Source organism: Allobosea lupini (genome assembly GCF_900109525.1).
GTDB classification, from domain to species: domain Bacteria; phylum Pseudomonadota; class Alphaproteobacteria; order Rhizobiales; family Beijerinckiaceae; genus Allobosea; species Allobosea lupini.
The window spans coordinates 182,674-207,241 of record NZ_FOAN01000001.1 but is presented as its reverse complement, the minus strand read 5'-3'; the positions used below and the strand labels follow the sequence as shown (position 1 = coordinate 207,241).

The 24,568-nt window shown below is 67.1% G+C and carries 23 protein-coding genes; 14 read left to right on the top strand and 9 right to left on the bottom strand.

The genetic code is table 11. From position 1 onward, the window contains the following. The first annotated feature begins 119 nt into the window (after positions 1 to 119). Positions 120 to 485, top strand: coding sequence for a YciI family protein (locus BMZ21_RS00975; RefSeq protein ID WP_091828772.1), 366 nt, complete (start codon positions 120 to 122; stop codon positions 483 to 485). Positions 486 to 487: 2 nt separating this feature from the next. Further along, positions 488 to 1,750: an RNA polymerase sigma factor gene (locus BMZ21_RS00970; RefSeq protein WP_091828762.1), complete on the top strand. Its 1,263-nt coding sequence runs from the start codon at positions 488 to 490 to the stop codon at positions 1,748 to 1,750. A gap of 11 nt (positions 1,751 to 1,761) precedes the next feature. Here the strand turns inward: BMZ21_RS00970 and BMZ21_RS00965 are convergent, their stop codons facing one another. Then, complete coding sequence (locus BMZ21_RS00965; protein ID WP_091828760.1) at positions 1,762 to 2,289, bottom strand: MarR family winged helix-turn-helix transcriptional regulator; 528 nt, start codon at positions 2,287 to 2,289, stop codon at positions 1,762 to 1,764. 243 nt (positions 2,290 to 2,532) lie between these two features. On the opposite strand from BMZ21_RS00965, the gene BMZ21_RS00960 reads away from it, so the two are divergent. The 9 genes from BMZ21_RS00960 to lexA all read left to right on the top strand — a co-directional run bounded on the left by BMZ21_RS00960 (position 2,533) and on the right by lexA (position 9,486). After that, positions 2,533 to 2,949, top strand: a complete 417-nt coding sequence (locus BMZ21_RS00960) for a DoxX family protein (protein WP_091828758.1) — start codon at positions 2,533 to 2,535, stop codon at positions 2,947 to 2,949. A gap of 31 nt (positions 2,950 to 2,980) precedes the next feature. Then, complete coding sequence (locus BMZ21_RS00955) at positions 2,981 to 3,532, top strand: SRPBCC family protein (protein WP_091828756.1); 552 nt, start codon at positions 2,981 to 2,983, stop codon at positions 3,530 to 3,532. A 54-nt stretch (positions 3,533 to 3,586) separates the two neighbouring features. Then, positions 3,587 to 4,123, top strand: a complete 537-nt coding sequence (locus BMZ21_RS00950) for a DUF1579 domain-containing protein (protein ID WP_199777381.1) — start codon at positions 3,587 to 3,589, stop codon at positions 4,121 to 4,123. A 133-nt stretch (positions 4,124 to 4,256) separates the two neighbouring features. Further along, the gene (locus BMZ21_RS00945) at positions 4,257 to 4,874 is read left to right on the top strand and encodes an anthranilate synthase component II (RefSeq protein ID WP_091828755.1); all 618 of its coding nucleotides are present in this window, start codon (positions 4,257 to 4,259) and stop codon (positions 4,872 to 4,874) included. A gap of 14 nt (positions 4,875 to 4,888) precedes the next feature. Continuing rightward, positions 4,889 to 5,902, top strand: a complete 1,014-nt coding sequence (gene trpD, locus BMZ21_RS00940; protein WP_091828753.1) for an anthranilate phosphoribosyltransferase — start codon at positions 4,889 to 4,891, stop codon at positions 5,900 to 5,902. A gap of 8 nt (positions 5,903 to 5,910) precedes the next feature. After that, positions 5,911 to 6,723: an indole-3-glycerol phosphate synthase TrpC gene (gene trpC / locus BMZ21_RS00935; RefSeq protein WP_091828752.1), complete on the top strand. Its 813-nt coding sequence runs from the start codon at positions 5,911 to 5,913 to the stop codon at positions 6,721 to 6,723. Then, positions 6,720 to 7,202, top strand: coding sequence for a cyclic pyranopterin monophosphate synthase MoaC (gene moaC / locus BMZ21_RS00930; protein WP_091828751.1), 483 nt, complete (start codon positions 6,720 to 6,722; stop codon positions 7,200 to 7,202). The genes trpC and moaC overlap by 4 nt, the downstream gene beginning before the upstream one ends. Positions 7,203 to 7,204: 2 nt before the next feature. Continuing rightward, on the top strand, positions 7,205 to 8,416 hold the full coding sequence (locus BMZ21_RS00925; RefSeq protein WP_091828746.1) for a molybdopterin molybdotransferase MoeA: 1,212 nt from the start codon (positions 7,205 to 7,207) through the stop codon (positions 8,414 to 8,416). 332 nt (positions 8,417 to 8,748) lie between these two features. Continuing rightward, the gene (lexA, locus tag BMZ21_RS00920; RefSeq protein ID WP_091828745.1) at positions 8,749 to 9,486 is read left to right on the top strand and encodes a transcriptional repressor LexA; all 738 of its coding nucleotides are present in this window, start codon (positions 8,749 to 8,751) and stop codon (positions 9,484 to 9,486) included. Here lexA and BMZ21_RS00915 read toward each other — a convergent pair. Then, positions 9,480 to 11,699, bottom strand: coding sequence for a ComEC/Rec2 family competence protein (locus BMZ21_RS00915; RefSeq protein WP_244543644.1), 2,220 nt, complete (start codon positions 11,697 to 11,699; stop codon positions 9,480 to 9,482). The two genes, lexA and BMZ21_RS00915, sit on opposite strands and share 7 nt — an antisense overlap. Before the next feature lie 211 nt (positions 11,700 to 11,910). On the opposite strand from BMZ21_RS00915, the gene gltX reads away from it, so the two are divergent. The 3 genes from gltX (at position 11,911) to BMZ21_RS00900 (ending at position 16,023) form a co-directional block, all read left to right on the top strand. Continuing rightward, positions 11,911 to 13,329, top strand: a complete 1,419-nt coding sequence (gltX, locus tag BMZ21_RS00910; protein ID WP_091828743.1) for a glutamate--tRNA ligase — start codon at positions 11,911 to 11,913, stop codon at positions 13,327 to 13,329. 268 nt (positions 13,330 to 13,597) lie between these two features. Next, positions 13,598 to 14,887 (top strand): citrate synthase, encoded by a 1,290-nt coding sequence (gene gltA, locus BMZ21_RS00905; RefSeq protein ID WP_091828742.1) that lies wholly within the window; start codon positions 13,598 to 13,600, stop codon positions 14,885 to 14,887. 149 nt (positions 14,888 to 15,036) lie between these two features. Further along, complete coding sequence (locus BMZ21_RS00900) at positions 15,037 to 16,023, top strand: Bug family tripartite tricarboxylate transporter substrate binding protein (RefSeq protein ID WP_091828741.1); 987 nt, start codon at positions 15,037 to 15,039, stop codon at positions 16,021 to 16,023. A 7-nt stretch (positions 16,024 to 16,030) separates the two neighbouring features. On the opposite strand, the gene lpxB is transcribed toward BMZ21_RS00900, so the two are convergent. The 7 genes from lpxB to rseP form a co-directional block, all read right to left on the bottom strand. After that, positions 16,031 to 17,206 carry a lipid-A-disaccharide synthase gene (lpxB, locus tag BMZ21_RS00895; RefSeq protein ID WP_091828739.1) on the bottom strand — a complete coding sequence of 392 codons (1,176 nt, stop codon included), beginning with the start codon at positions 17,204 to 17,206 and terminating at the stop codon, positions 16,031 to 16,033. Next, on the bottom strand, positions 17,203 to 18,072 hold the full coding sequence (locus tag BMZ21_RS00890; protein ID WP_091828736.1) for an LpxI family protein: 870 nt from the start codon (positions 18,070 to 18,072) through the stop codon (positions 17,203 to 17,205). The genes lpxB and BMZ21_RS00890 overlap by 4 nt, the downstream gene beginning before the upstream one ends. Continuing rightward, positions 18,069 to 18,878: an acyl-ACP--UDP-N-acetylglucosamine O-acyltransferase gene (lpxA, locus tag BMZ21_RS00885; protein WP_091830452.1), complete on the bottom strand. Its 810-nt coding sequence runs from the start codon at positions 18,876 to 18,878 to the stop codon at positions 18,069 to 18,071. Before lpxA ends, BMZ21_RS00890 begins: the two co-directional genes overlap by 4 nt. A 52-nt stretch (positions 18,879 to 18,930) precedes the next feature. Beyond that, positions 18,931 to 19,389, bottom strand: a complete 459-nt coding sequence (gene fabZ, locus BMZ21_RS00880; protein WP_091828735.1) for a 3-hydroxyacyl-ACP dehydratase FabZ — start codon at positions 19,387 to 19,389, stop codon at positions 18,931 to 18,933. An 89-nt stretch (positions 19,390 to 19,478) separates the two neighbouring features. Then, positions 19,479 to 20,543, bottom strand: coding sequence for a UDP-3-O-(3-hydroxymyristoyl)glucosamine N-acyltransferase (lpxD, locus tag BMZ21_RS00875; RefSeq protein ID WP_091828734.1), 1,065 nt, complete (start codon positions 20,541 to 20,543; stop codon positions 19,479 to 19,481). Positions 20,544 to 20,581: 38 nt separating this feature from the next. After that, positions 20,582 to 23,113, bottom strand: coding sequence for an outer membrane protein assembly factor BamA (gene bamA, locus BMZ21_RS00870; protein WP_425285391.1), 2,532 nt, complete (start codon positions 23,111 to 23,113; stop codon positions 20,582 to 20,584). 301 nt (positions 23,114 to 23,414) lie between these two features. Then, positions 23,415 to 24,563, bottom strand: a complete 1,149-nt coding sequence (gene rseP / locus BMZ21_RS00865) for an RIP metalloprotease RseP (RefSeq protein WP_091828733.1) — start codon at positions 24,561 to 24,563, stop codon at positions 23,415 to 23,417. Positions 24,564 to 24,568 lie beyond the last annotated feature (5 nt).

Below are 24,568 nucleotides of genomic sequence, written 5' to 3'. Positions count from 1 at the left end.
CTTCGGTCGCCCGGGACGACCTGCTTTGAAGGAAGATCGACGCAGCTTGATTTTTTTGCTCCGCGATTGTCGGCTGCCGGCCCGGCCGAACGTCCTTGGCCTGAACCGGAGCGCTGCGCATGCACTACGCCATCCTTTGCTATCATTCCGAAGAGGTCGTCACGGCCTGGTCGAAGGAGCAGAACGAGGAGGTCATGGGCCGCCTCGAAAAGGTCCGCCAGCGCATCGCCAAGGAAGGCAAGCTCGGCCCGGTTGCGCGCCTGTTGCCGACCACGGCCGCGACGACCCTGCGCAAGGATCGCGACCCGCCGCTGATCATCGACGGCCCCTTCGCCGAGACCAAGGAGCAGTTCCTCGGCTTCTACATCGTCGACGTCGCCGATCTCGACGAGGCGCTCGGCATCGCACGCGAGCTCGGCGAGGCCAATCCGGGCGGGGCCTTCGAGGTCCGTCCGCTCGCTGTCTACTATCCGGCCGGAGTCTGATCATGGCGGAGATCGCCTGGATCCATGCGGCGCTGACCTCGGCGCGCCCTCAGGCGATCAGCGCCCTGCTGCGCTATTTCCGCGATCTCGACATCGCCGAGGAGGCCTATCAGGAGGCCTGCCTCCGGGCGCTCAAGACCTGGCCGCAGAACGGCCCGCCGCGCGATCCCGCCGCCTGGCTGATCTTTGTCGGCCGCAATGTCGCGCTCGATCAGGTCAGGCGCCAGAAGAAGCAGGAAGCGCTGCCTGACGAGGATCGGCTCTCCGATCTCGGCGATGCCGAGAGCGAGGTCGCCGAGCGGCTCGACGGCGGCCATTACCGCGACGACATCCTGCGCCTCCTGTTCATCTGCTGCCACCCCGACCTGCCGTCGACGCAGCAGGTCGCGCTCGCCTTGCGCATCGTCTCGGGGCTCAGCGTCAGGCAGATCGCCCGCGCCTTCCTCGTCGGCGAGAGCGCGATGGAGCAGCGCATCACCCGTGCCAAGGCGCGGGTTGCCGCAGCCCACGTCCCCTTCGAGACTCCCGGCCCGATCGAGCGCGCCGAACGGCTCGCAGCGGTCGCGGCGATGCTCTATCTCGTCTTCAACGAGGGCTATTCGGCCAGCGGCGCCGAGGCCGACCGGCGGCGCCCCTTCAGCGAGGAGGCGATCCGGCTGATGCGGCTGCTGCTGCGACTGTTCCCGACCGAGCCGGAAATCATGGGGTTGCTGGCGCTGATGCTGCTTCAGCACGCCCGTGCGCCGGCCAGGCTCGACGCCGACGGCCAGATCGTCCTGCTCGACGATCAAGACCGGACGCTCTGGGACCGCGAGATGATCGCGGAGGGTCTGGCGCTGGTCGACAAGGCGATGCGGCATCGCCGGCCCGGCCCCTACCAGGTCCAGGCAGCGATCGCCGGCGTCCACAGTCGCGCAGCGCGGCCGGGCGAGACCGACTGGGCCCAGATCGACATCCTCTACGCCACGCTGGAGCACATCCAGCCTTCGCCGGTCATCACGCTCAACCGCGCCGTCGCTGTCGCCAAGCTGCGAGGGCCTGAAGCTGCGCTCGCCATGGTCGAGCCGCTGGAACAGCAACTCTCGGGTTATTTCTACTTCTTCGGCTTCAAGGGCTGGCTGCTGATGCAGCTCGGCCGCGACCGCGAGGCGCGTACCATTTTCGACCGCGCCATAGCGCTCGCAGGCTCGGCCAGTGAGGCCGCCCATATCCGCCAGCATATCGACCGGCTGATGCGCGAGAGCGGGCAGGCCGCGGCGGGCTGAAGCGGGCCACGCTAGCTCGCGCCAGCGCCATCGTCCTCCAGGCTGAGCGCGAGCTTGCGCAGCAGCGCCGCCAGATCCTCCTGCTCATGGGCGCTCAGGCCTGCGAGGATACGCTTCTCCAGCGCCATGTCCTCGCGGAATGTGGTCTCGGCCTTGGCGCGGCCGGCCTCAGTCAATTCGACCAGGAGACTGCGCTTGTCCTCCTCCGCCTCGCGCCTCCGGATCAGGCCGGCCGCCTCCAGACGATTGAGACGGGCCGTGAGCCCGCCCGAGGAGATCATCAGCGTGCGGTAGAGCTCGGTCGGCGTCAGCCGCCAGGGCGCTCCGGCCCGCCGCAAGGTCGAGATCACGTCGAACTCGCCGGTATCGAGACCATGGCGAGCGAAAACCGCCTCGATGCCCGGCCGCACCCGCAGCGTGATCCGCCGGGCCCGGCCGAGCACCGCCATGGGCGAGGTATCCAGCTCCGGCAACTCGCGCTGCCACTGTCCGCGCAACCGGTCGATATGGTCGCTGCCCTGCCCTGCATCATCGCTCATCGCGGCCTCCGCTGATCATGTGGCGGGCATCATGAATATATCTTGACATCGAGACAACATCAGATTTATCTTGTCATCAAGATAAATACCAAACCGACGGCTCGAAAAAAGTTCATCTCGCTCTGTCGGCACGTCCGGACCGCCAACGTCCTCGTGGCAGATACCGGATACGCCGGCCCCGAACCTCGGACGAAACCTGCCCGCACATCCGGGCCGGCGGAGCCCTATCAAATCGGAGCTTCCATGCAGTCCACCACCCTGCCCACCACGCCCGCCGGACAGCTCTGGACCGGGCGCATCATGAGCGGCATCATCGTCGCTTTTCTGATCTTCGACGGCGGCATCAAGCTGGCGCCACTCGCCATTGTCACCGAGACGATGCAGCAGCTTGGCTATTCCGGCTCGCAGGAGCTGGCGCGCGGGCTCGGCTTGATGACGCTCGTCATCGCGCTGCTGTATGCGCTGCCGCGCACGTCGGTGCTCGGGGCCATCCTGCTGACCGGCCTGCTCGGCGGCGCCATGGCGACGCATCTGCGCGTCGGCAGCCCGCTCTTCAGCCATCTCCTCTTCGGCCTCTATCTCGGCCTCTTGGCCTGGGGCGGCCTTTACCTGCGCGATCCGCGGCTGCGCCGCCTGATCCCCGTCCGTCTCGGCGCCTGACCCGCGAACCCACCCCACACAGGAGAGTGCCATGCTTACCTATCTCGCCATCGCCGTGCTCGCCCTTGTCGCCGGCCTCCTCATTGTCGCCGCACGCAAGCCCGATCTCTTCGAGGTCAGCCGTTCCGCGACGATCCGGGCGACGCCCGAGCGTATCTTCGCCCTGCTCTCGGACTTCCGGGAATGGGGCGCCTGGTCGCCCTACGAGAAGAAGGATCCAGCGATGAAGCGCAGCTTCAAGGGCGAGACCTCCGGCGTCGGCGCCGTCTACGCCTTCGACGGCAACAAGCAGGCCGGCACCGGCGAACTTGCGATCGTCGAGGTCCAGGCGCCGACCAAGCTCGCCATCACGCTCGACATGACCAAGCCCATGGCCTGCCACAACCTGATCACATTCAGCCTCACCCCGGCAGAGGGCGGCACGCTGGTGACCTGGCACATGCAGGGCGCCTGCCCGTTCATGGGCAAGGTCATGGGCACGATCTTCAACATGGACCGCATGGTCGGCGGCGATTTCGAGAAGGGCCTCGCCGCGCTCAAGCAGGCCACGGAGCGCCCGCAGCTGGTTGCTGCCGCCGCCTGACCACGGCGCATTCGACTGTCCACCCCAGAGAAGCAAAGCCAAGGAGGAAGAACCATGAGCAACGCAGCAGAACTCGACAAGCCGCAGGCCGGCGACCTTTCCGGCTGCATGCCATCCAAGCCCCAGGCGGAGCATGACTGGCTCCTCCAGCTCATCGGCGAATGGACCTATGAGAGCGAATGCATGATGGGTCCGGACCAGCCTCCGATGAAATCGACCGGCACGCAGTCCTACTCGTCGATCGGCGAGCTCTGGCTCGTCGGCGACGGCACCGGCTGCATGCCCGATGGCAGCCCGGCGAAGACCCGGATCACGCTCGGCTACGATCCGCTCAAGGAACGCTATGTCGGCTCCTTCATCGGCTCGATGATGAGCGGTCAATGGGTCTACTCCGGCACGCGCAGCGCCGATGGCACAGTGCTGACCCTCGACACCGAAGGCCCCGACTTCACCAAGCCCGGCCAGACGGCCGCCTATCAGGACATCGTCGAGGTCAAGAGCCCGGACCATCACATCCTGTCCTCGCGCGCCAAGGGCGAGGATGGCCAGTGGGTCCAGTTCATGACGGCGCATTATCGCCGGGTGAAGTGACGGCCGAGCGCCGGCACAATTGACGACAACCGAGGGCGCGGAGCGACCAGCTCCGCGCCCTCGCGCTTGACCGGGGCGCGCGTTCGGGGGCATGTGCAGCCCTGAGAAACTGGGTGGGAACGGCCTAGACGCGATGCGCATCCTGCTGATCGACAATTACGACAGCTTCACCTGGAACCTGGTCCACCTGATCGGCGGGCTCGGGGCCAAGGTTGACGTGCGCCGCAACGACACGCTCTCGGTCGATGAGGCCCTCGCCGGCGACCATGACGCGATCGTGCTCTCGCCCGGCCCCTGCACCCCGAACGAAGCCGGCATCTGCCTCGATCTCGTCCGCCAGGGCGCCGACAGGAAGCCGATCTTCGGCGTCTGCCTGGGCTTGCAGACGATCGGCCAGGTCTTCGGCGGCGAAGTGGTGCGCGCACCTTTGCCGATGCACGGCAAGGTCTCGACCATCACCCACCGGGCCCGCGGCCTGTTCCACGGCATCAACGGCCCGCTCGAGGCGACGCGCTATCACTCGCTGGTCGTCCGGCGCGAGACCTGCCCGGCCGAGCTCTCGATCGAGGCCGAATCCGGCGACGGCATGATCATGGCGCTGTCGCATCGCGACCTGCCGGTCCATGGCGTCCAGTTCCATCCCGAGAGCATCGCCTCGGAGCATGGCGCGACGATCCTGCGCAATTTCCTCGATCTCGCCGAGCGATGGTCGCGCCAGAACGCCAAAGCCGCCCTTTCCGCGACAGCCTGATCGATCGAGTTCCCATGGACGACTTCAAACCCTTCATCGCCAAAGTCGCGACCGGCGCCTCGCTGTCGCGCGAGGAAGCCCGCGACGCCTTCGAATCGATGCTCTCCGGCGAGGTCACGAATGCGCAGGCGGCCGCCTTCCTGATGGCGCTGCGCGTGCGCGGCGAGACCACCGAGGAGATCGCCGGCGCCGTCACCGCCATGCGCGCCCGCATGCTCACCGTCGAGGCGCCGGCCGACGCGATCGACATCGTCGGCACCGGCGGCGACGCCTCCGGTTCCTACAATGTCTCGACGCTTGCCTCGATCATCGTCGCGGCCTGCGGCGTCCCGGTCGCCAAGCATGGCAACCGCGCGGCCTCCTCGCGCTCCGGCGCCGCCGACGTGCTGACCGCGCTCGGCGTCAAGGTCGGGCTGGAGGCGGCCGGCACCGAGCGCTGCATCGCGCAGGCCGGCGTCGGCTTCATGTTCGCACCGACCCATCACGCCTCGATGCGCCATGTCGCGCCGGTGCGCACCGAGCTCGGCACCCGCACCATCTTCAATCTGGTCGGCCCGCTCTCGAACCCGGCCGGCGTCAAGCAGCAGCTCATTGGCGCCTTCTCCGAGACCTGGCTCGAGCCGATGGTCAAGGTGCTGCAATCGCTGGGCTCGCATACCGTCTGGGCGGTCCACGGCTCCGACGGCCTCGACGAGATCACCACCACCGGCCCGACCCGCGTCGTCGCGCTGAAGGACGGCAAGATCGAGAGCTTCAATATCGCGCCCGAGGATGTCGGTATTCCGCGTGCAAAGCCCGAGGATCTGCGCGGCGGCGAGCCGGCGCAGAATGCGCAGGCGCTGCAGGAGGTGCTCGGCGGTGCGAAGAGCGCCTTCCGCGACATCGCCGCTTTCAATGCCGCCGCCGGGCTCGTCGTCGCCGGCAAGGCGGCTACGCTCGGCGAAGGGCTGGCGCAGGCCTATGCGGTGCTGGACAATGGCAAGGCCAAGGCCGCGCTCGCAGCCCTCGTCGCCAGTTCCAATGCGTGAGGCCATCCATGTCCGATATTCTCAGGCGGATCGAGGCCTATAAGCGCGAGGAGATCGCGGCTGCTCGGCTGGCGATTCCTCAGGCCGAAATCGAGAAGCGCGCAGCGGCTGAGCCCGTGCCGCGTGACTTCGTCGGTGCGCTCGAAGCCAAGCACCGCGCCGGCGGCCCGGCCCTGATCGCCGAGATCAAGAAGGCCTCGCCCTCCAAGGGGCTGATCCGCCCCGATTTCGACCCGCCCGCGCTGGCCAAGGCTTATGCCGCAGGCGGTGCCGCGTGCCTCTCGGTGCTGACCGACATGCCCTCGTTCCAGGGCCGGCCGGAATATCTTGGCGAAGCGCGCGCCGCCTCAGGCCTGCCCGGTCTGCGCAAGGACTTCATGTTCGAGCCCTACCAAGTCTTCGAGGCGCGCAGCTGGGGTGCCGACTGCATCCTGATCATCATGGCCTCGCTCGACGATGCCGCCGCGCGCGAGCTCGTCGCGACGGCGAAAGCGCTTGGCATGGCCGCGCTCGCCGAAGTTCATGACGAAACCGAGCTGGAGCGCGCCTTGAAGCTCGACACCCGGCTCGTCGGCATCAACAACCGCGATTTGCGCAGCTTCGAGCTCAACCTCGCCGTCACCGAGCGGCTAGCGCCGCGCGTGCCCAAGGATCGCCTGCTCGTCGGCGAGAGCGGTATCTTCACGCATGACGACATCGCCCGTCTGCAGGCCTGCGGCGTCAACACCTTCCTGGTCGGCGAAAGCCTGATGCGCCAGGCGGACGTGGCGGCCGCGACCCGCCAGCTTCTGACCGGCAAGACTGCCGAGGCGGCGGCGTGAGCCGCCTCACCCATCTCGACCAGAAGGGCGAGGCCCATATGGTCGATGTCGGCGACAAGGCCGAGACTGTCCGCACGGCGATCGCCGAAGGCCATGTGGTGATGCAAGCCGAGACCCTGGCGATCGTCCGCGACGGCGAGGCCAAGAAGGGCGATGTGCTCGGCACCGCCCGCCTCGCCGGCATCATGGCGGCCAAGCGCGCGCACGAGCTGATCCCGCTCTGCCACCCGCTGCTCCTGAGCAAGATTTCCGTGGACCTGTCGATCGACGAGGCCCTGCCGGGCGTGCGCGTCCGCGCCGAGGTCAAGCTGACCGGCAAGACCGGAGTCGAGATGGAGGCGCTGACCGCCGTCAGTGTCGCCTGTCTCACCGTCTACGACATGGTGAAGGCGGTTGATCGCGCCATGCATATCGAGGGCGTCCGACTCGTGCATAAATCCGGCGGCAAGTCCGGAACCTACGAGATCGCAGGACCATAGGCATGAGCCTCACCCCCGTCCCGGTCGCGCTCAAGGCCCTGCTCGACAGCGTGCCCGGCCCGACGCCGGCGCAGACGCTGGCGCTGGCGCACTGCGCCGGCCGGGTGCTGGCTGAGGACGTCGCGGCGCTCAGGACGCAGCCGCCCTTCGCCAATTCGGCCATGGATGGCTACGCCGCACGCGCTACGGATCTCACCCTGGGCAAAGAGCTAAAAGTCGTCGGCGAATCCGCTGCCGGCCGCGGCTTTTCCGGCCAGGTCGGGCCCGGCGAGACGGTACGCATCTTCACCGGCGCGCCGATCCCCGACGGTGCCGATGCGATCGTGATCCAGGAGCATGCCGAGGGCGTCGGCGGCCCGGTCATCCGCGTCGTCAAGCCAGCGGGCAAGGGCCAGTTCATCCGCCCGGCCGGGCTGGATTTTCAGACTGGCGAGATTCTGCTGAAGGCAGGCCGCCGGCTCGACAGCGCCGCGCTCGGCCTCGCCGCAGCAGCGGGACATCCGACGCTTTCGGTCCGCCGCAAGCCGCTGGTCGCGATCCTTGCCACCGGCGACGAACTCGTCCTGCCGGGCGAGCCGGTCGGCCCCGACCAGATCGTCGCCTCGAACAGCTTCGCGCTCGCCGCGCTGATCGAGGAGGCCGGCGGCACGGCGCTCGACCTCGGCATCGCCCGCGACAACCACCCGGATCTGGCCGCCAAGATCGACGCGGCGCGCGCCGCCGGCGCCGATGTCCTGATCACCCTCGGCGGTGCTTCCGTCGGCGAGCACGATCTCGTCCAGGCGGCCCTGAAGGCGCAGGGCATGGCGCTCGGTTTCTGGAAGATCGCGATGCGCCCGGGCAAGCCGATGATGATGGGCCGCCTCGGCCCGATGGTCGCGCTTGGCCTGCCTGGCAACCCGGTCTCCTCGATCGTCTGCGGCCATCTCTTTGCCATGCCGCTGGTCGAGGCGCTGCTCGGCATCGCCGATCCCGAGCGCGACCGCAGCGAGCCCGCCACCCTGGCCGTCGACCTGCCGGCCAATGACGAGCGCCAGGACTATCTGCGTGCCACCACCGAGATCATTGAGGGCGAGCGACGGGTCAGGCCCTTCGCCAAGCAGGATTCCTCGATGCTGGCGAACCTGTCGCGGGCCGAGGCGCTGGTGATCCGCCCGGCTTTCGCCGAGCCTGCCAAGGCCGGCGATCCCTGCCGCATCATCCGGCTGCGCTAGAGCATTTTCGAGCGAAGTGGACACCGGTTCGCGTGAAGAAAATGCGATAAAGCAAAGACCTAGAGCAATTCCGCGGTTCGGAGAATTGCGGAATTGCTTTAGTCAACTCTCCCGCTCTCAGGTTGTCATCCCGGACAAGCCGCGCAGCGGCGCCGATCCGGATCCATTCCGGAACCTCTTTCGGGATCCCGGTCTCCATGCAGTCGCCCGGGACGACATGTCTCAAATAGGACCAGTTCTCATCACAGCGCTCCCCTTGCGGAACACAAGGCGAACGCGTATGGTGTTCGTGCTTTGTTTCGATTCTAGCCCGAGAGGCGAGCGGCGCGACCATGCTGACACGCAAACAGTTTGAACTGCTTCGCTTCATCCAGGAGCGCCTGCGGGAATCCGGCGTGCCGCCCTCCTTCGACGAGATGAAGGATGCGCTCGATCTGCGTTCCAAATCCGGCATCCACCGGCTGATCATGGCGCTGGAGGAGCGCGGCTTCATTCGCCGGCTTCCGAACCGGGCACGTGCGCTCGAAGTCATCAAGATGCCGGACGGCATCGGCGGGCCGCAGGCACAGCGCGGCCGCTTCAGCCCCTCCGTTGTCCAGGGCGGCCTCGGTCAGACCCCGCCTTCCCCGACGCCGGCAGCCAATCTGACGAAGCCGCGACCATCGGCTGCGGAAGACAGCGGGCGCTCGACCGTCTCGATCCCGGTCATGGGCCGCATCGCCGCCGGCACGCCGATCTCGGCGATCCAGGACCGCAGCCACAGCGTCACGATGCCGGCCGACATGCTCGGCGGCGGCGAGCATTATGCCCTGGAAGTCCGCGGCGATTCGATGATCGAGGCCGGCATCCTCGACGGCGACACCGTCGTCATCCGCAAGCAGGACACCGCCAATACCGGCGACATCATCGTCGCCCTGATCGACGACGAGGAAGCGACGCTGAAGCGGTTGCGCAAGCGCGGCTCCTCGATCGCGCTCGAAGCCGCCAACCCGGCCTATGAGACGCGCGTGCTCGGGCCCGACCGGGTCAAGATCCAGGGCCGGCTCGTCAACCTGATGCGGCGCTACTGAATCGCCTCGGCATCCTGTGCCGGCTCCGCAGTTGCGGCTGCAGTTGCCGGAGCAGGCGCTGGTTCTGACGCCGGCTTCGGTTCCGGTCGCGCCCGGGTCCAGGGGCGCAGACGCGTGACCTCGTCGGCCGTATAGGCGCGCCAGCCGCCGCGAGCTGCGTGATAGGCGGTCGCGCCGTCGCGCATGAGCGCGCTGCGGTCGATCAGGCGGGCTGCACAAGGTGCTGTCCAGTAGAGCGACGTCACCACGAGATCGGCGCGCAGGCAGTCCTCGACCAAGGTGATCCGGTCGCGCGTATAGGCTACCGAGCGGCCATCCGGGAGGCGGATGACGCAGCCACGCGGATCGCAAGCGGCGCCATTACGCAGCGCCGCATCGTCGGGCGCACGCGAATCGCCGTCGGCATGCAGCCATTGCGTCAGCACGAAGCGGCTCGGCTTGCCGGCCAGCACCATCTTGCCCTCCGGCCCCCGCACCAGCACACCCGAGCCGTCTCGCTCGATCAGGATGTCGGGCCGCGACGGGGCCGAGGCCAGCGCCAGCCCGCCGACCAAGGGCAGCGCGGCAAGGAAGCGCAGCGCCGTCGTCCACAAGGTCAGCCAGAGCAACGACAGCGAGAACAGGATCAGCGCGGTCGAGCCGAAAGCGGGCAGCACCACGGTCGAGCGGTCGATGCCGGCGACCCAATGGGCGAGCTGGAGTACATAGCCGGAGGCCCAGCCCATCAGCGCCCAGGCCGGCCAGTCGAGTCCGAACGGATAGGCGAGCACGCCGAAGACCGCGGCCGGCATCACGATCAGCGAGACGAAGGGCAGCGCCAGCGCGTTGCCGAGCAGGCCGAACGGGTTGAAGGTCTGGAAATGGTAGACGCCATAGGGCGCCGTCGCCGCGGTCGCGACCATGGTGGTGGTCAGGATTCCCACGGCCGAGAGCCAGAGCGGGCGCAGCGGCCAGGGCCATGCGGCGGCCGCGGCATCGGGGGCCCGCTCCTGCCAGCGCTCGGCGAAGGCGATCAGCGCCGCGACCGCTCCGAACGACATCTGGAAGCTCGGCCCGAGCAGTGCCTCCGGCTCGCGCAGCAGCACGATGATCGCGGACAGAGCGAGGTTGCGCATGGAAAGCGCCGGCCGGTCGACCAGGATCGCCCCGAGCATGACCAGCGTCATGATCAGCGAGCGCTCGGTTGCGACATCGGCACCGGAGAAGATGCAATAGGCGGTGGCACCGAGCATGGCGACGAGCGCCGCGAGCTTCTTCACGGGCCAGTGCAGCGCCACCGTCTGCGACAGCGTGAGCAAGGCCCGCACCAGCCAGAAGATCGTGCCGGCAGCCAGCACCATGTGCAGGCCGGAGATCGAGACGATGTGGTAGATGCCGGCGGCGCGCAGGTCGTTGTTGGTCTGCTCGCTGATCAGCCCGCGCTTGCCGGTGACGAGGGCCGCCGCCATCGCTCCCGCCTGCCCGCCGCCACTGGTCGCGATGCGCTCGGTCAGCGCGTTACGGGCCTGGTCGATCGCGACCGCCAGGGCGAGCCGGCGCGGCATCGGCACGGGCGGCGGCGCGAGCGCGATCTTGCCGGCGATGTTGCCGACGGCGCCGACGCCCTGGAAGAACGCATCGCGGGCGAAGTCGTAACCGCCTGGGCGCGCCGGGCCTGGCGGCGGCAACAGGCGGGCGGTCGCGCTGATATGGTCGCCGGGCTTCAGCGTCGTCACCGGCGTGGTGACGCGCACCCGCCGAGGCCGCTGCCCGGGATCGACGCCCGGCAGGTCCGTGACCTGGATGACGATGCGCACGCCCTTCTCGCGCTGCTCCAGCGCCTCGACGAAGCCGGTGAGCTTGCCGACATGATTGCGGGCGAGCGCCGGCGCCGCGATGTTCGCCGTCCGCCAGGTCGCGGCCGTGAAGCCGGCAAAGGCCGCCGCGGTCGCGATGCAGATCGCCATGATGGCCCGCCGTTGCCGCATCAGCAGCGCGGCGAGCGCACACAGCACCAGCCCGGCCAGGGGCGCGGCCAGCCCTGGCTCGCGATCGGCCAGGAAATAGAGCAGCACGCCGGCCCCCATGCAGACCGGAAGCCAGTTGAACAGCCGGCGGCGCTCGATCTCGGTTTCGAACGCCTGGCGGAGGCGGCCGCCCCAATCGGGCAGGAAAGCAGATAATGGCTGGGAAAAATGGGCGCCGCGCCGCAAGCGCGCAGGCAGAGCCAGCACGCCCACCCTGCTACGGCGCTGTTCTGGCCCGTAGGAGAGCATCCATCCCCCGTCGCGGCCGCGCGATGATCGCGCCCCCTCCCCGCAGGAGGCTCTTAACGGCAGCCGGCAAGCCATGTTACAGCGGCGGCGCCGGATGTCAGCCCCGGCCGAGGCCCGTATCACGATCGCCCTCGCCTCACGCTTACCCGTTCCGCCGGAGCCTTCCTTCATGAGTGACACGGTCGTCACGCGCTTCGCGCCGTCGCCTACCGGATTCCTGCACATTGGCGGCGCCCGCACCGCGCTGTTCAACTGGCTCTATGCCCGCCGCCATGGCGGCAAGATGCTGCTGCGCATCGAGGACACCGACCGCGAACGTTCGACCGAGGGCGCAATCGCCGCGATCCTCGACGGCCTCGCTTGGCTCGGCCTCGATTGGGACGGGCAGACCGTCTATCAGTTCCAGCGCGCCGCCCGCCATCGCGAGGTCGCCGAACAGATGCTCGCCGCCGGCAAGGCCTATTACTGCTATGCGACGCCGCAGGAGCTCGATGCGGAGCGCGAAGCGGCACGCGCCGAGGGCAAGCAGTGGCGTTATGACGGACGCTGGCGCGACCGCGACCCGTCGACCGCGCCCGAAGGCGTCAAGCCGGTGATCCGCCTCAAGGCGGAGCAGACCGGTGAGACCGTAGTCGAGGACGAGGTCCAGGGCCGCGTCACCTGGCAGAACGAGAATCTCGACGATCTCGTGCTGCTGCGCTCGGACGGCAACCCGACCTACATGCTCGCCGTCGTCGTCGATGATCACGACATGGGCGTCACCCACATCATTCGCGGTTCGGATCACCTGACCAATGCCGCCCGCCAGACGCAGATCTACCAGGCGCTCGGCTGGACCGTGCCGAGCATGTCGCATATCCCGCTGATCCACGGGGCCGACGGCGCCAAGCTGTCGAAGCGGCATGGCGCGCTTGGCATCGAGGCCTATCGCTCGATGGGTTATCTGCCGATCGCACTGCGCAACTACCTGCTGCGCCTTGGCTGGAGCCATGGCGACCAGGAGATCTTCTCCCCCGAAGAGATGATCTCGCTGTTCAACCTCTCCTCGATCGGCCGCTCGCCGGCCCGCTTCGACTACGCCAAGCTCGAGAACCTCAACGGTCTCTATATGCGCGAGTCCGCCGATCACGAATTGATGACGGCGCTGAAGGCGATCTGGTCTGAAATCGGCCCGCCGCGCGGCATCGGCACCGAGGCGTCTCCCGAGCTGGAGGCCAAGCTGATGGCGGCGATGCCCGGCCTGAAGGAACGCGCCAAGACACTGATCGAGCTGATCGACAGCGCCTCCTATCTCTACGCCCAGCGTCCACTGGCGCTCGAGCCCAAGGCGGCCGCCTTGCTTGACGAGGCTGCGCGGCAGCGTATGCCGAAACTGGCGCAAAAGCTCTCGGCGGTGGCGGATTGGGCGCCGCCGCCATTGGAGAGCGCGATCCGCGATTTCGCCGAAGAAAGCGGCGTCAAGCTCGGCCAGGTGGCGCAGCCCCTGCGCGCGGCGCTGACCGGCAAGACCACCTCGCCCGGCCTGTTCGACGTGATGGCGGTGCTCGGCCGCGACGAGGTGCTGGCGCGCCTCGCCGACGCGGCCTGACGCGTCGGAAAGGCTAATGACCGCTCGGTTGAACCCCTCGCGGAATTGGTCTAGCAACGCGCTGCGGACTGGCAGCTCCCGCTGCCGGTCCGGCATAAAAAATGCTTCAAAATCAGTTTGATGAACCCTGCCCGCCCGGACGTCCCGACATTCCCGTCATGGAGCCGTCATCGTGGGCCGTTCGGATGATGCCGGAACGCGACACGCAGCCGGTGCCCCCGTTCGACCGGGCACATGACTGAAGAACGAGCCTGAAAGGATCGGACCCATGAGCGGAAATACCAGCCAGTTGGCTGTCGAAGGCAAGACCGTCGACATGCCGGTCAAAGCGGGTTCGATCGGACCGTCGGTCATCGACATCAGCAAGCTCTACGGCCAGACCGGGATGTTCACCTACGACCCCGGCTTCACCTCGACCGCCAGCTGCGAGTCGCAGATCACCTATATCGATGGCGACGAGGGCGTCCTGCTCCATCGCGGCTACCCGATCGAACAGCTCGCCGAGCACGGCGACTTCCTCGAGACCTGCTATCTCCTGCTTTACGGCGAGCTGCCGACTGCGGCGCAGAAGGCTGACTTCGACTATCGCGTCACGCGCCATACTATGGTGCACGAGCAGATGGCCCGCTTCTTCCAGGGCTTCCGCCGCGATGCGCACCCGATGGCCGTGATGGTCGCCTCGGTCGGCGCCATGTCGGCCTTCTATCACGACTCGACCGACATTTCCGATCCGCAGCAGCGCATGATCGCTTCGATGCGGATGATCGCGAAGATGCCGACGCTGGCGGCAATGGCCTACAAGTACACGATCGGCCAGCCCTTCGTGTACCCGCTCAACTCGCTGGACTACACCTCGAACTTCCTGCGCATGTGCTTCGCCGTGCCGGCCGAGGACTACAAGGTCAATCCGGTTCTCTCGCGCGCGATGGACCGCATCTTCACCTTGCACGCAGACCATGAGCAGAACGCGTCGACCTCGACGGTCCGGCTCGCTGGCTCTTCCGGCGCGAACCCCTTTGCCTGCATCGCCGCCGGCGTCGCTTGCCTGTGGGGCCCGGCGCATGGCGGCGCCAACGAGGCGGCGTTGAAGATGCTCGAGGAGATCGGCAGCGTCGACAACATCCCGAAATACATCGCCAAGGCCAAGGACAAGAACGATCCGTTCCGCCTGATGGGCTTCGGTCACCGGGTCTACAAGAACTACGACCCGCGCGCCAAGATCATGCAGAAGACCACGCATGAGGTCCTGGCCGAGCTCGGCGTCAAGGACGATCCGCTTCTCGATGTTGCCATGGAGCTCGAGCGTATCGCCCTGCACGACGAGTACTTCGTCGAGAAGAAGCTCTATCCCAACATCGATTTCTATTCGGGCATCACCCTCAAGGCGATGGGCTTCCCGACCTCGATGTTCACCGTGCTGTTCGCGCTCGCGCGCACCGTCGGCTGGATCGCGCAGTGGAAGGAGATGATCGAGGATCCGTCCCAGCGCATCGGCCGCCCGCGTCAGCTCTACACCGGCTCGCCCAAGCGCGATTACACGCCGATCGGCCGTCGCTGATCAGCGACACGCGCCACGCTGGAATAAGAAGGGCCGCGACGGAACCCCGTCGCGGCCTTTATTGTTTCTCGAGATTGATGCATCCAATGCAGATGACGGTTGCACGCAGAGCGCTACAGTCGCCGACCCACAATGGAGTGTCCTCGCCCATGTCGAAAACCGAAGGTCTCAGCCGCCGCGGCTTCCTGGCCGGTGCATCGGCCCTGCCTCTTGCCGGCACCGCCTTCGCCCAGGCCCCGTTCCCGACGCGGCCGATCTCGCTGATCGTCCCCTTCGCCGCCGGCGGCTCGACCGACATCGTCGCGCGCCTTGTCGGCCAGAAGATGGGCGAACTGCTCGGCCAATCGATCGTGATCGACAACCGCGCCGGCGCCGGCGGCAATATCGGCTCGACCGCGGTCGCCCGTGCCACGCCCGACGGCTACACCCTGCTGCTCGGCACGATCTCGACCCATGCTTTGAACCCGGCGATCCTGAAGACCGTCACCTTCGACGCGGTCAAGGATTTCACACCGATCTCGCTGCTCGCAGTGGTGCCCAACGTAATGGTCGTGCACCCGAGCTTCCCGGCCAAGACAGTGCCGGAGGTGCTGAAGCTGCTGAAGGACAATCCGGGCAAATACTCGTATGCCTCGTCCGGCGTCGGCACGCCGCTGCATCTCTCCGGCGAGCTGTTCAAGTCGCTCGGCGGCGTCAGCATGAACCATGTGCCCTATCGCGGTGCCGGCCCGGCGCTGAACGACGTCGTCTCCGGCGCCGTGCCGATCATGTTCGACAACCTGCCCTCCTCGGCCCAGTTCATCCGCAGCGGCCAGTTGCGCGCCATCGGCGTCACCACCAAGGAGCGCGTCTCGTCCTTCCCCGACCTGCCGACCATCGCCGAGGGCGGCCTCGCGGGCTACGAGACCTATACCTGGAACGCGCTGTTCGGCCCGGCCAACATGCCGCGCCCTGTCGTCGACAAGATCAACACCGCCGCCAACGACTCGCTCAAGGACGCCAATGTGAAGCAGCGCCTGGAAGACGTCAGCGCGGTGATCGTCGGCTCGACGCCGGAGGCGCTCGGCGAGCACGTGAAGGCCGAGCTGGCGAAATGGGCGCCGATCGCCAAGGCGTCTGGCGCCGTGGTCGAGTAGTCGGCTGTCAGCCGTCTGTCGGCTGACGAACAAGGGCGAGCGCCGCGCTGACGGCGCTCGCCGCCGGGCTCGGGCCGGCGCTGCGCATATTCTGCTCGACGTTCGCGAAGCCATCGAGCTGGCGCTGGCGTGCCGGGCCTTCAGCGATCGCGGCGAGAAGCGCCCCTGCCAGGGCCTGCGGCGAAGCCTCGTCCTGGATGAACTCCGGTACCACGCTCTCGCCGATAATCAGATTCGGCAGGATCACGCTCGGCAGCTTGATCAGGCGCCGCGCCAGTGCGGCCTCCCAGGCCGCGCCGCGATAGGCCGCGACCGTCGGCACCTGCGCCAATGCCAGTTCGAGCGTCACGGTCCCGGAGGCCGCCAAGGCCGCTCTCGCTTTGCGAAAGGCTGCGAGCTTGGCCGTCTCGCCCGTCACGATCTCCGGCTTGACCCGCCAATCGGCGGTGAGTTGCGTAATCGCTTCGACCAGACGCGGCACGGCGGGCAGCACGAAGCGAGCCTGCGGCAGCCGCTCTGCTACGAGCGCGACTGCCTCGCCGAAGGGCGGCAGCAGATGCCGGATCTCCGAACGCCGGCTGCCTGGCAGGATCAGGATTGTCGGAGCGTCCAGATCGTCGCGGCATATGGCTTCGTCCGGCCCCGGGCGATACTCTTGCAGCCGCTCGATCAGGGGATGGCCGACATAGACGGTTTCCGGCCCGCCAAGCCGCTCGAGCGCAGCGGGTTCGAACGGCAAAAGCGCCAGGATCCGGTCGACATGCGGCTTCATCCGCTTGGCCCGGCCCTGCCGCCAGGCCCAGACGCTCGGGCAGACCCAGTGCGCGATCGGCACGGCGGGAGCGAGCCGCCTGACCTTTCTCGCGACGCGCAGGCTGAAATCGGGCGCATCGATGGTGAGCAGCAGATCGGGCTCGAAGGCGGCTGCGGCGCGCGCGGCGTCCGCCATCCGGCGCAACAGCAGCGGCAGGCGCGCCACCACCGGGCCAAAGCCCATTACGGCGATATCTTCCTGCGGAAAGGCGCTATGCAGCCCCTCCGCGATCAGGGCCTCGCCGCCGACGCCCGAAAGCTTGAGCGATCGCTCGCCCAGGACGTCGCGCAGCCGTGCCACGAAACGCGCGCCCAGCGCATCGCCAGAGGCTTCGCCGGCCACGACGAACAGCCTGAACGGGCGGGTCACGCCACGCCCTCGATGAACAGGCCCGAGGCATCCGCCAGCGTCGCCAGGCGCTCGCGATCGCCGATCAGCACGCTGCCGGCCTTGACCGCAATGCCGGCCAGGCCGGCGGCGGCGGCGCGCGCCACCGTCTCCGGGCCGATCGCCGGCATGTCGACTCTGAGGTCTTGCCCGAGCTTGGGCGCCTTGACCAGCACGCCGTCGCCCTTGCCAGGCTTGAGGCGCCCCGCCTGAACCAGACCGGCGACGCGCTCGATCATCGCATCGGTTCCTTCCGCCGCCTCGACCGCGACGACGCGATGGTCGGCGATGATCGCCGCCTGCCCGATGTCGAAGGGCGAGAGCACCGCCAGCAGGTTGAAGCCGGTCGCAATCGCTTCGCGCGCGACGGCCGCTGGCTTGTGGCGCCCGAGCGCTCCAACCGGCGCGACGAGATCGGGCGCGAGATCGACCGGCCCGACGACACGCAGCCCCTGGCCTTCGAAGAACGAGACGACGCCGCGCAGCAGATGGTCGTCGCCGCCCTGGAAGGCGCGGGCAAAATGCGGCAGATATTTCAGCGTTGACAGTTCTGGCGCGAGCGAGCCGAAGCTCGGCCGCGGCAAGGCGCCGACCATGACGATCTCGTCGATCTGGCGGCGCTTGATCTCGTCGAGGAAGCGCCCGAGCTGACCCAGGCGGTACTCCCTGGCATCGTAGGCGGCATAGTCGGCCGGATCGCCCGCACCGGTGAGCACGGCGACATAGACGCTGGCGCCCTGCGCCACGGCCGCGCCCGCAACCCGTACCGGATAGTCACCACGACCGGCCAGGACAGCGATACGCCGCCCCTGCGGCCGTCCTGCCGCATCGGCCGCCTTTGTGCTCACCGCTCGGGCGCGTTCACGTCGCGCGGCACGGAAATGCCCCGATCGCCGCCGGCGCGGATGAAGTCGAGGATCTCGTGGATCAGCGGATGCTCGGCGAACTCGGCAGCGACGTCTTCGACCCGCTCCGAGAGCGTGCCTTCATCGGCGAAGAGCAGGCGATACGCCCGGCGAAGCTCGTGGATCTGCTCGCGCGAGAAGCCACGGCGCTTGAGGCCGACGAGATTGAGCCCGGCGAGATGGGCCGGATTGTCGCGCACCATTCCGAACGGGATGACGTCGAGCAGGACACCCGAGCCGCCGCCGATGAAGGCGTGATCGCCGATCCGGACGAACTGCTGCAGCCCGGTGCCGCCACTGACGATGACGAAATCGCCGACCGTGACGTGCCCGGCGCACATGACGTTGTTCGAGAAGATGACGTTGTTGCCGATCACGCTGTCATGACCGACATGCGAGTTGGCCAGGAACAGGCCGCGATCGCCGATGACGGTCTTCATGCCGCCGCCCTCGGTGCCCGGATTCATCGTCACGCCTTCGCGGATCACGCAGTCGGCGCCGATCGTCAGCGTCGACGGCTCGCCCTTGTACTTCAGATCCTGCGGCGGATGGCCGATCGAGGCGAAGGGATAGATCTTGGTGCGCGGCCCGATGGTGGTGCGGCCGGCGACGACGACATGGCTGATCAGCTCGACGCCGTCGCCAAGGGCGACATCGGGACCGACCGTGCAGAACGGGCCGATCTTGATGCCGGCCCCGAGCTTGGCGGACGGGTCGACGATCGCCATCGGATGGATCGAGGTGCTCATGGCAAAATCCTGCGGCTGGTCGGAAGCGGGAGCGTTCATCGCGGTCCCCCGCTCACACGACCATGGCCGACAGCTCGGCCTCGGCGACAAGCACGCCGTCGACCCTGGCCTCGCCGCGGTAGAACCAGATGTTGCGCTTATGCGCCAGCTTGGTCAGGTGGAAGCGCAGCGTATCGCCCGGAATGACGGGCTTGCGGAACTTCGCCTTGTCGATCGTCGTGAACAGCACGGTCGTGACCGCGAGATCGTCACTGCCGCGCGCGCTGACGACGAGCACGCCCGCCGTCTGCGCCATCGCCTCGATCATCAATACGCCGGGGAAGACCGGGCGGCCAGGGAAATGCCCGGTGAACTGGGGTTCGTTGAACGTGACGTTCTTGATGCCGACGCCGGACGCGTCCCCGTCGATCTCGACGACCTTGTCGACCAGCAGGAACGGATAGCGATGCGGGATGCAGGCCATGATCTTCTGGATATCGGCCACGCCGAGCGCTTTGGTCGCATCCGTCATCGTGTCGTTTCTCCTCGAACGCCCTGCGCCCGCGCTAAAAGCACGTCACCTGTCATGCCAAGCTGCTTTTGCCGGAAGTCGGCGTGAGATCAAGCGTTTTCGCCGCCGCTCGGCCCTTTGCCGCGCTTGGCCACGAGTTGCTTGAGCAAGGCAGCCTCGCGCGCCCAGCTCAATGCCGGCTGCGCCGGATAGCCGCCATACCGCGCGCCGCGCGGGACATCGCCGGCAACACCGCTCTGGGCCGCGATCTGCGCGCCCATGCCGATGGTCAGGTGGCCCGCCAGTCCGACCTGCCCGCCGAGCACGGCGAAATCCTCGAGCGTGCTGGACCCGGCCATGCCGACCTGGGCGCAGATCACGCAATGGCGCCCGACCACGCAGTTATGGCCGATCTGCACAAGGTTATCGATCTTGCTGCCCTCGCCGATCACCGTGTCACGGCTGGCGCCGCGGTCGATCGTCGTGTTGGCGCCGATCTCGACGTCGTCCTGGATGATGACGCGGCCGACCTGCGGCACCTTCATGTGCCCTTTCGGGCTCATGGCGAAGCCGAAACCGTCCTGACCGATCCGTGCGCCGGGATGGATGATGACGCGGTTGCCGATCAAGGCCGCCTGCAGCGCCACGCCGGCGCCGACCGAGCATTGCCGCCCGATCCGGACCTGAGGGCCGATGACGGCGCCCGGGCCGATCACCGAGCCGGCGCCGATCTCCGCGCCCGGGCCGATCACCGCGCCGGGATCGACCGTGACATCGGCTTCGAGCCGTGCCGTCGCATGCACGAAGGCACCGGGAGCGACACCGGCCGAGCCGAACATCGAGCCCGGCCGCAGCGCCTGCGGATGGAAGGTCGACAGCAGCTTCGCGAAGACATGGTAGGGCGTCGGCGTGACCAGCGCGACGGTGCCGGCCGGCACCCGCTCGGCGAAGCGCTGGGAGACGAAGCAGAGCCCGGCCGCTGTCGCGGTCAGCGCCGCGACATATTTCGGGTTGTCCATATAGGCGGCATCGCTGCCACCTGCCGTTTCGAGCGGCGCGATGCCCTCGATCCGGCGCTCGGGATCGACGCCTTCGGGCAAGGCGACACCCGACAAGGCAGCGACCTCGCTGAAGGACAGCGAGGTCGCAATCGGAAAGAAGTTGGGATCTGCCATAAATTGATCCGTTGCAGGGCGCGGAAGCGCCCCGCCGGTCAGAAGCGGGCGCCGCCCGAGAAACGGAAGGCCTGCGTACGGTCGCCGCCGTACTTGGCAGTGATGCCAGTGCGCGGATCGGTTCCGATCTGACCATCATCCTTCGACAGCGCGTAGGCGTAGTCGAAGCGGATCGGGCCAAGCGGCGACTGCCAGAGCAAGCTCACGCCAATCGACGAGCGGATGACGTTCTTGTCACGCACGCAAGCGATGTTGTTCTGGTAGACCGAGTTGGTCGACACGTTGAACTGACGCCCCTCCGAACCGGCCGGGCAGCCCAGGAAAGCTCCGTTGGTGATGCTCTTCGAGCCGCCGTCATAGTTGAACAGCGTGCCGGCATCGGCGAAGATCGCACCCTTCAGGCCGAGATCGCGCGGCAGACCGAAGATCGGGAACTGAACCTCGAGCGAGCCACCGAAATAGGTAGTGCCACCGAGTGCGTTCGCGGTCGGGTCGTTCGAAACGTCGCGAGGCCCAATACCGGACGGCGCGAAGCCACGCACCAGTGTCGGTCCGAGGAAGTAGTGGTCGATCATGCGCAGATCGCCGCTGGTCGCCTGGACATGGCCGCCCTGGATGCGCGCGATACCGACGAAGTCCTCCAGGAACTCCCTGTAGTAGCGGGCATCGGCGCTGACGCGCAGGAACTTCGAGTCGCCACCGACACCCGCGAACTCCGGCTTGATCTCGGCAACGAAGCCATTGCGCGGGTTCTGGTAGTTGTCGAGCGAGTTGTAGTTGAAGTTCAGGCCGACCAGCGAGGTCAGGGTCGAGCCCTGAGCCTCCTTGACCGCGACCGTCGCTTCACCGTTCGTCAAGCAGTTGAAACCGTTCACAGAAGCCGCTGAGGCGCCCGTCGTCCCGGGGGTAATCCCTTCGAGCGGGATGGAACAGTCGTTATACGGCTTCGCAGCGGTGTTCGGGATCTTGATCTCGGTCGTGTAGATCGAATAGCGCGGCGTGATCGAGAACTCCTCCGTAATCGGGAAGGAGAAGCGGACCTGGCCGCCGGTCACCCGGCTCTCGAAATAGCCGATATTGGTATTGTCGTTGAACTTCGAGAAGAGATCGAAGCCCGCCGCGATCCGATGGCCGAGGAAATACGGCTCGGTGAACGAGAAGTCGACACCCTGGGTGCGCTGGCCCAGCGTGCCGGCGATGCGGACGAACTGGCCGCGACCGAGGAAGTTCGACTCCGAAAGCGAGACTTCGCCGATGATGCCGTCCGAGGTCGAGTAGCCGCCGGCGATCGAGAACGATCCGGTCGGCTTGTCCTCGACGTCGATGTTGACGATCACGCGGTCGGGCGCGCTGCCCGGCTCGTTGGTGATGCGGACCTTGTTGAAGAAGCCGAGATTGTTCAGGCGACGCTCGGCGCGGTCGACGAAGACCTTGTTGTAGGCGTCGCCTTCGCCGAGATCGAGTTCGCGGCGAACGACATAGTCACGGGTCCGGGTGTTGCCGCGCACGTTGATGCGCTCGACATAGACCCGCGGACCTTCCTCGACGACATAGGTGATGCCGATCTGCTGACCGGCCGCGTCACGCTCGCCGCGCGGGCGGACCTGCGCGAAGGCGTAGCCGCGCTTGGCCACCTCGGTGGTCAAGGTGACCAGCGAGCGCTCGACGGCTTCGGCATTGTATGTGTCACCGGCAGAGGTGTTGACCAGCGACTGCAGCGCAGCCGGATCGACGTCGCGCAGACGGGAATCGACCGCGACATTGCCGACCTTGTATTGCGGGCCTTCATCGACGGTGACGTCGACGACCCAGCCGCCAGCCGCATCGTCGAAACGCGCATCGCTCGAGACGATGCGGAAGTCGGCATAGCCGTTCTTCAGGTAATAGCGGCGAATCAGCTCGAGATCGGAATTGATCCGATCGGGATCATAGACGTCGGAGGTCTTGATCCAGCTCAGGAAATTCGACTCGGTCGAGGTCATCAAGCCACGCAGGCGCGACGACGAATAGACGCCATTGCCGCTGAAATTGATCGACTTGATGCCGGTCTTGCCGCTTTCAGAGATGGTGAAGACCACGTCCGAGCGGCCATTCGGCAGCGGCTGGATGCGGCCGCTGATCGTGGCGAGGCCATAGCCGGCGCGGCGATAGACTTCCTTGAGGCGCTCGACGTCCGCATCGATGAGCTGCTGGCTCAGCGGACCACGCGCCTTGGACTGGACCTGACCCAGCAGCACCTCGCCCTTGAGGCGACGGTTGCCCTCGAAGGCGACGCGATTGATCGTGTCGTTCTCCTGGACGGAGACAACGGTCTGCGCCCCGCGGCGGCTGACCTGAACGTTGGAGAACAGGCCCGTCGCCATGAGACTCTGGCGAATCTCCTGCGGGCTGCCCGATCCCTGACCTGTCGCATAGGAGCGGATCGTCTCCGCATCGACACGACGGTTGCCTTGGACAATCACGGACTGCGCGAACACCACGCCGCCGCTGACGGCCACCATGACGGCCGCAAGTCCGACTGATCGAGAGAGCCGCATGCGCAAGGACCGGCTCTGAAGCGTCGACGTCATCGGGTCGCCTATTCCATTCTTTGGGTCACCTCCCCGCGAACGGGGAACCCCGCTACGGGCGAGGTTCGGTGACATTGAAGACCAAACGCTTCTACAAAGTTTCCCGCGGGGTGCAAACCGCCATTGTCGTTAACAAAAGATTTTTGCGGGGGTCGTTGCTGGTAGGTCACGCGCGCCGGCCGAAAAACCGCCCCAGCCTGCGAAAACAGGCCATAAAAAGCCACAATCCATCGCTTCAGGCGGCCTTGGCCGCCGATCGCGTCCGCCCCGTGCAAGCTGGTTTGCACGAGGCTGACGGGGCTCACAGCAATGAGCGGACGTGGACGAGGTCGTTCCAGGTCACGAACAGCATCAGCATCAGGACGAGCCCGAGTCCGAGCCGGAATCCGAGTTCCTGCGCGCGCTCGCTCAGCGGTTTTCCCCGCAACGCCTCGATCGCATAGAACAGCAGGTGCCCGCCATCGAGCATCGGCACCGGGAACAGGTTCATCAGCCCGATCGAGACCGAAAGCAGCGCCGCCAGGTTGATCAGCGCCAGGAGCCCGCCGCTGGAGGCGACCATGCCCGAGACCTGGGCGATACGGATCGGCCCCGACAATTGGTCGGTCGATTCCTTCCCCTTGATCAGCTTGGCGATGTAATCATAGGTCCGCTCGACCACGAACCAGGTCTCGCTCATGCCGAGCAGCACGGATTGGCCCAGGCTGAAGTGCTGCGTCGTCCAGTCCTCGGGCTTGGCCGAGGCCTGGACCCCAATGATCCCGAGCCGCTGCTTGCCCAGTGGCGACGAGGTCTCGACCAGATCGGGCGTCACCGAGAGGACGACCGGGGCGCCGCCCCGCTCGACCGTCACCGGAAAGGTCTCGCCCGGGCGGATCGAGATCGCCCGCTGCAGATCGGCGAAGCTCTTCACCTCCCGACCATCGACCAGCTGGATCAGATCGCCCGACTGAAGGCCGGCGCGCGCGGCGGCTCCACCCACCGTGACCGCATCGACGCGCGGCGCCAGCACGGGTTTGCCGACGAAATAGGCCGTCCCGCCGAAGATCAGGATGGCGAGCAGGAAATTGGCGATCGGCCCCGCGGCGACGATCGCCGCCCGCTCCGCGATCGACTGCGCCGGGAAGGTACGCTCATGTTCCTCGCGGCTCATGGTCGCAAGCGAATCCGATGTGGTCGAGCTGGTGGCGTCGGCGTCACCCGAGAATTTGACGTAGCCGCCGAGCGGGATCATCGCGAAGCGCCAGCGCGTGCCGTGCCGGTCGTTGAAACCGAACAGTTCGCGGCCGAATCCGATCGAGAAGGTCTTCACATCGACGCCGCACCAGCGCCCGACCAGGAAATGGCCGAGCTCGTGCACGAACACGACGAGGGTGAGCACGAACAGGAACGGCAGCAGATAGCCCAGCAGAAAGCTCGCCGCGTGCCAGACCGATCCGACGATATCCATAAAAC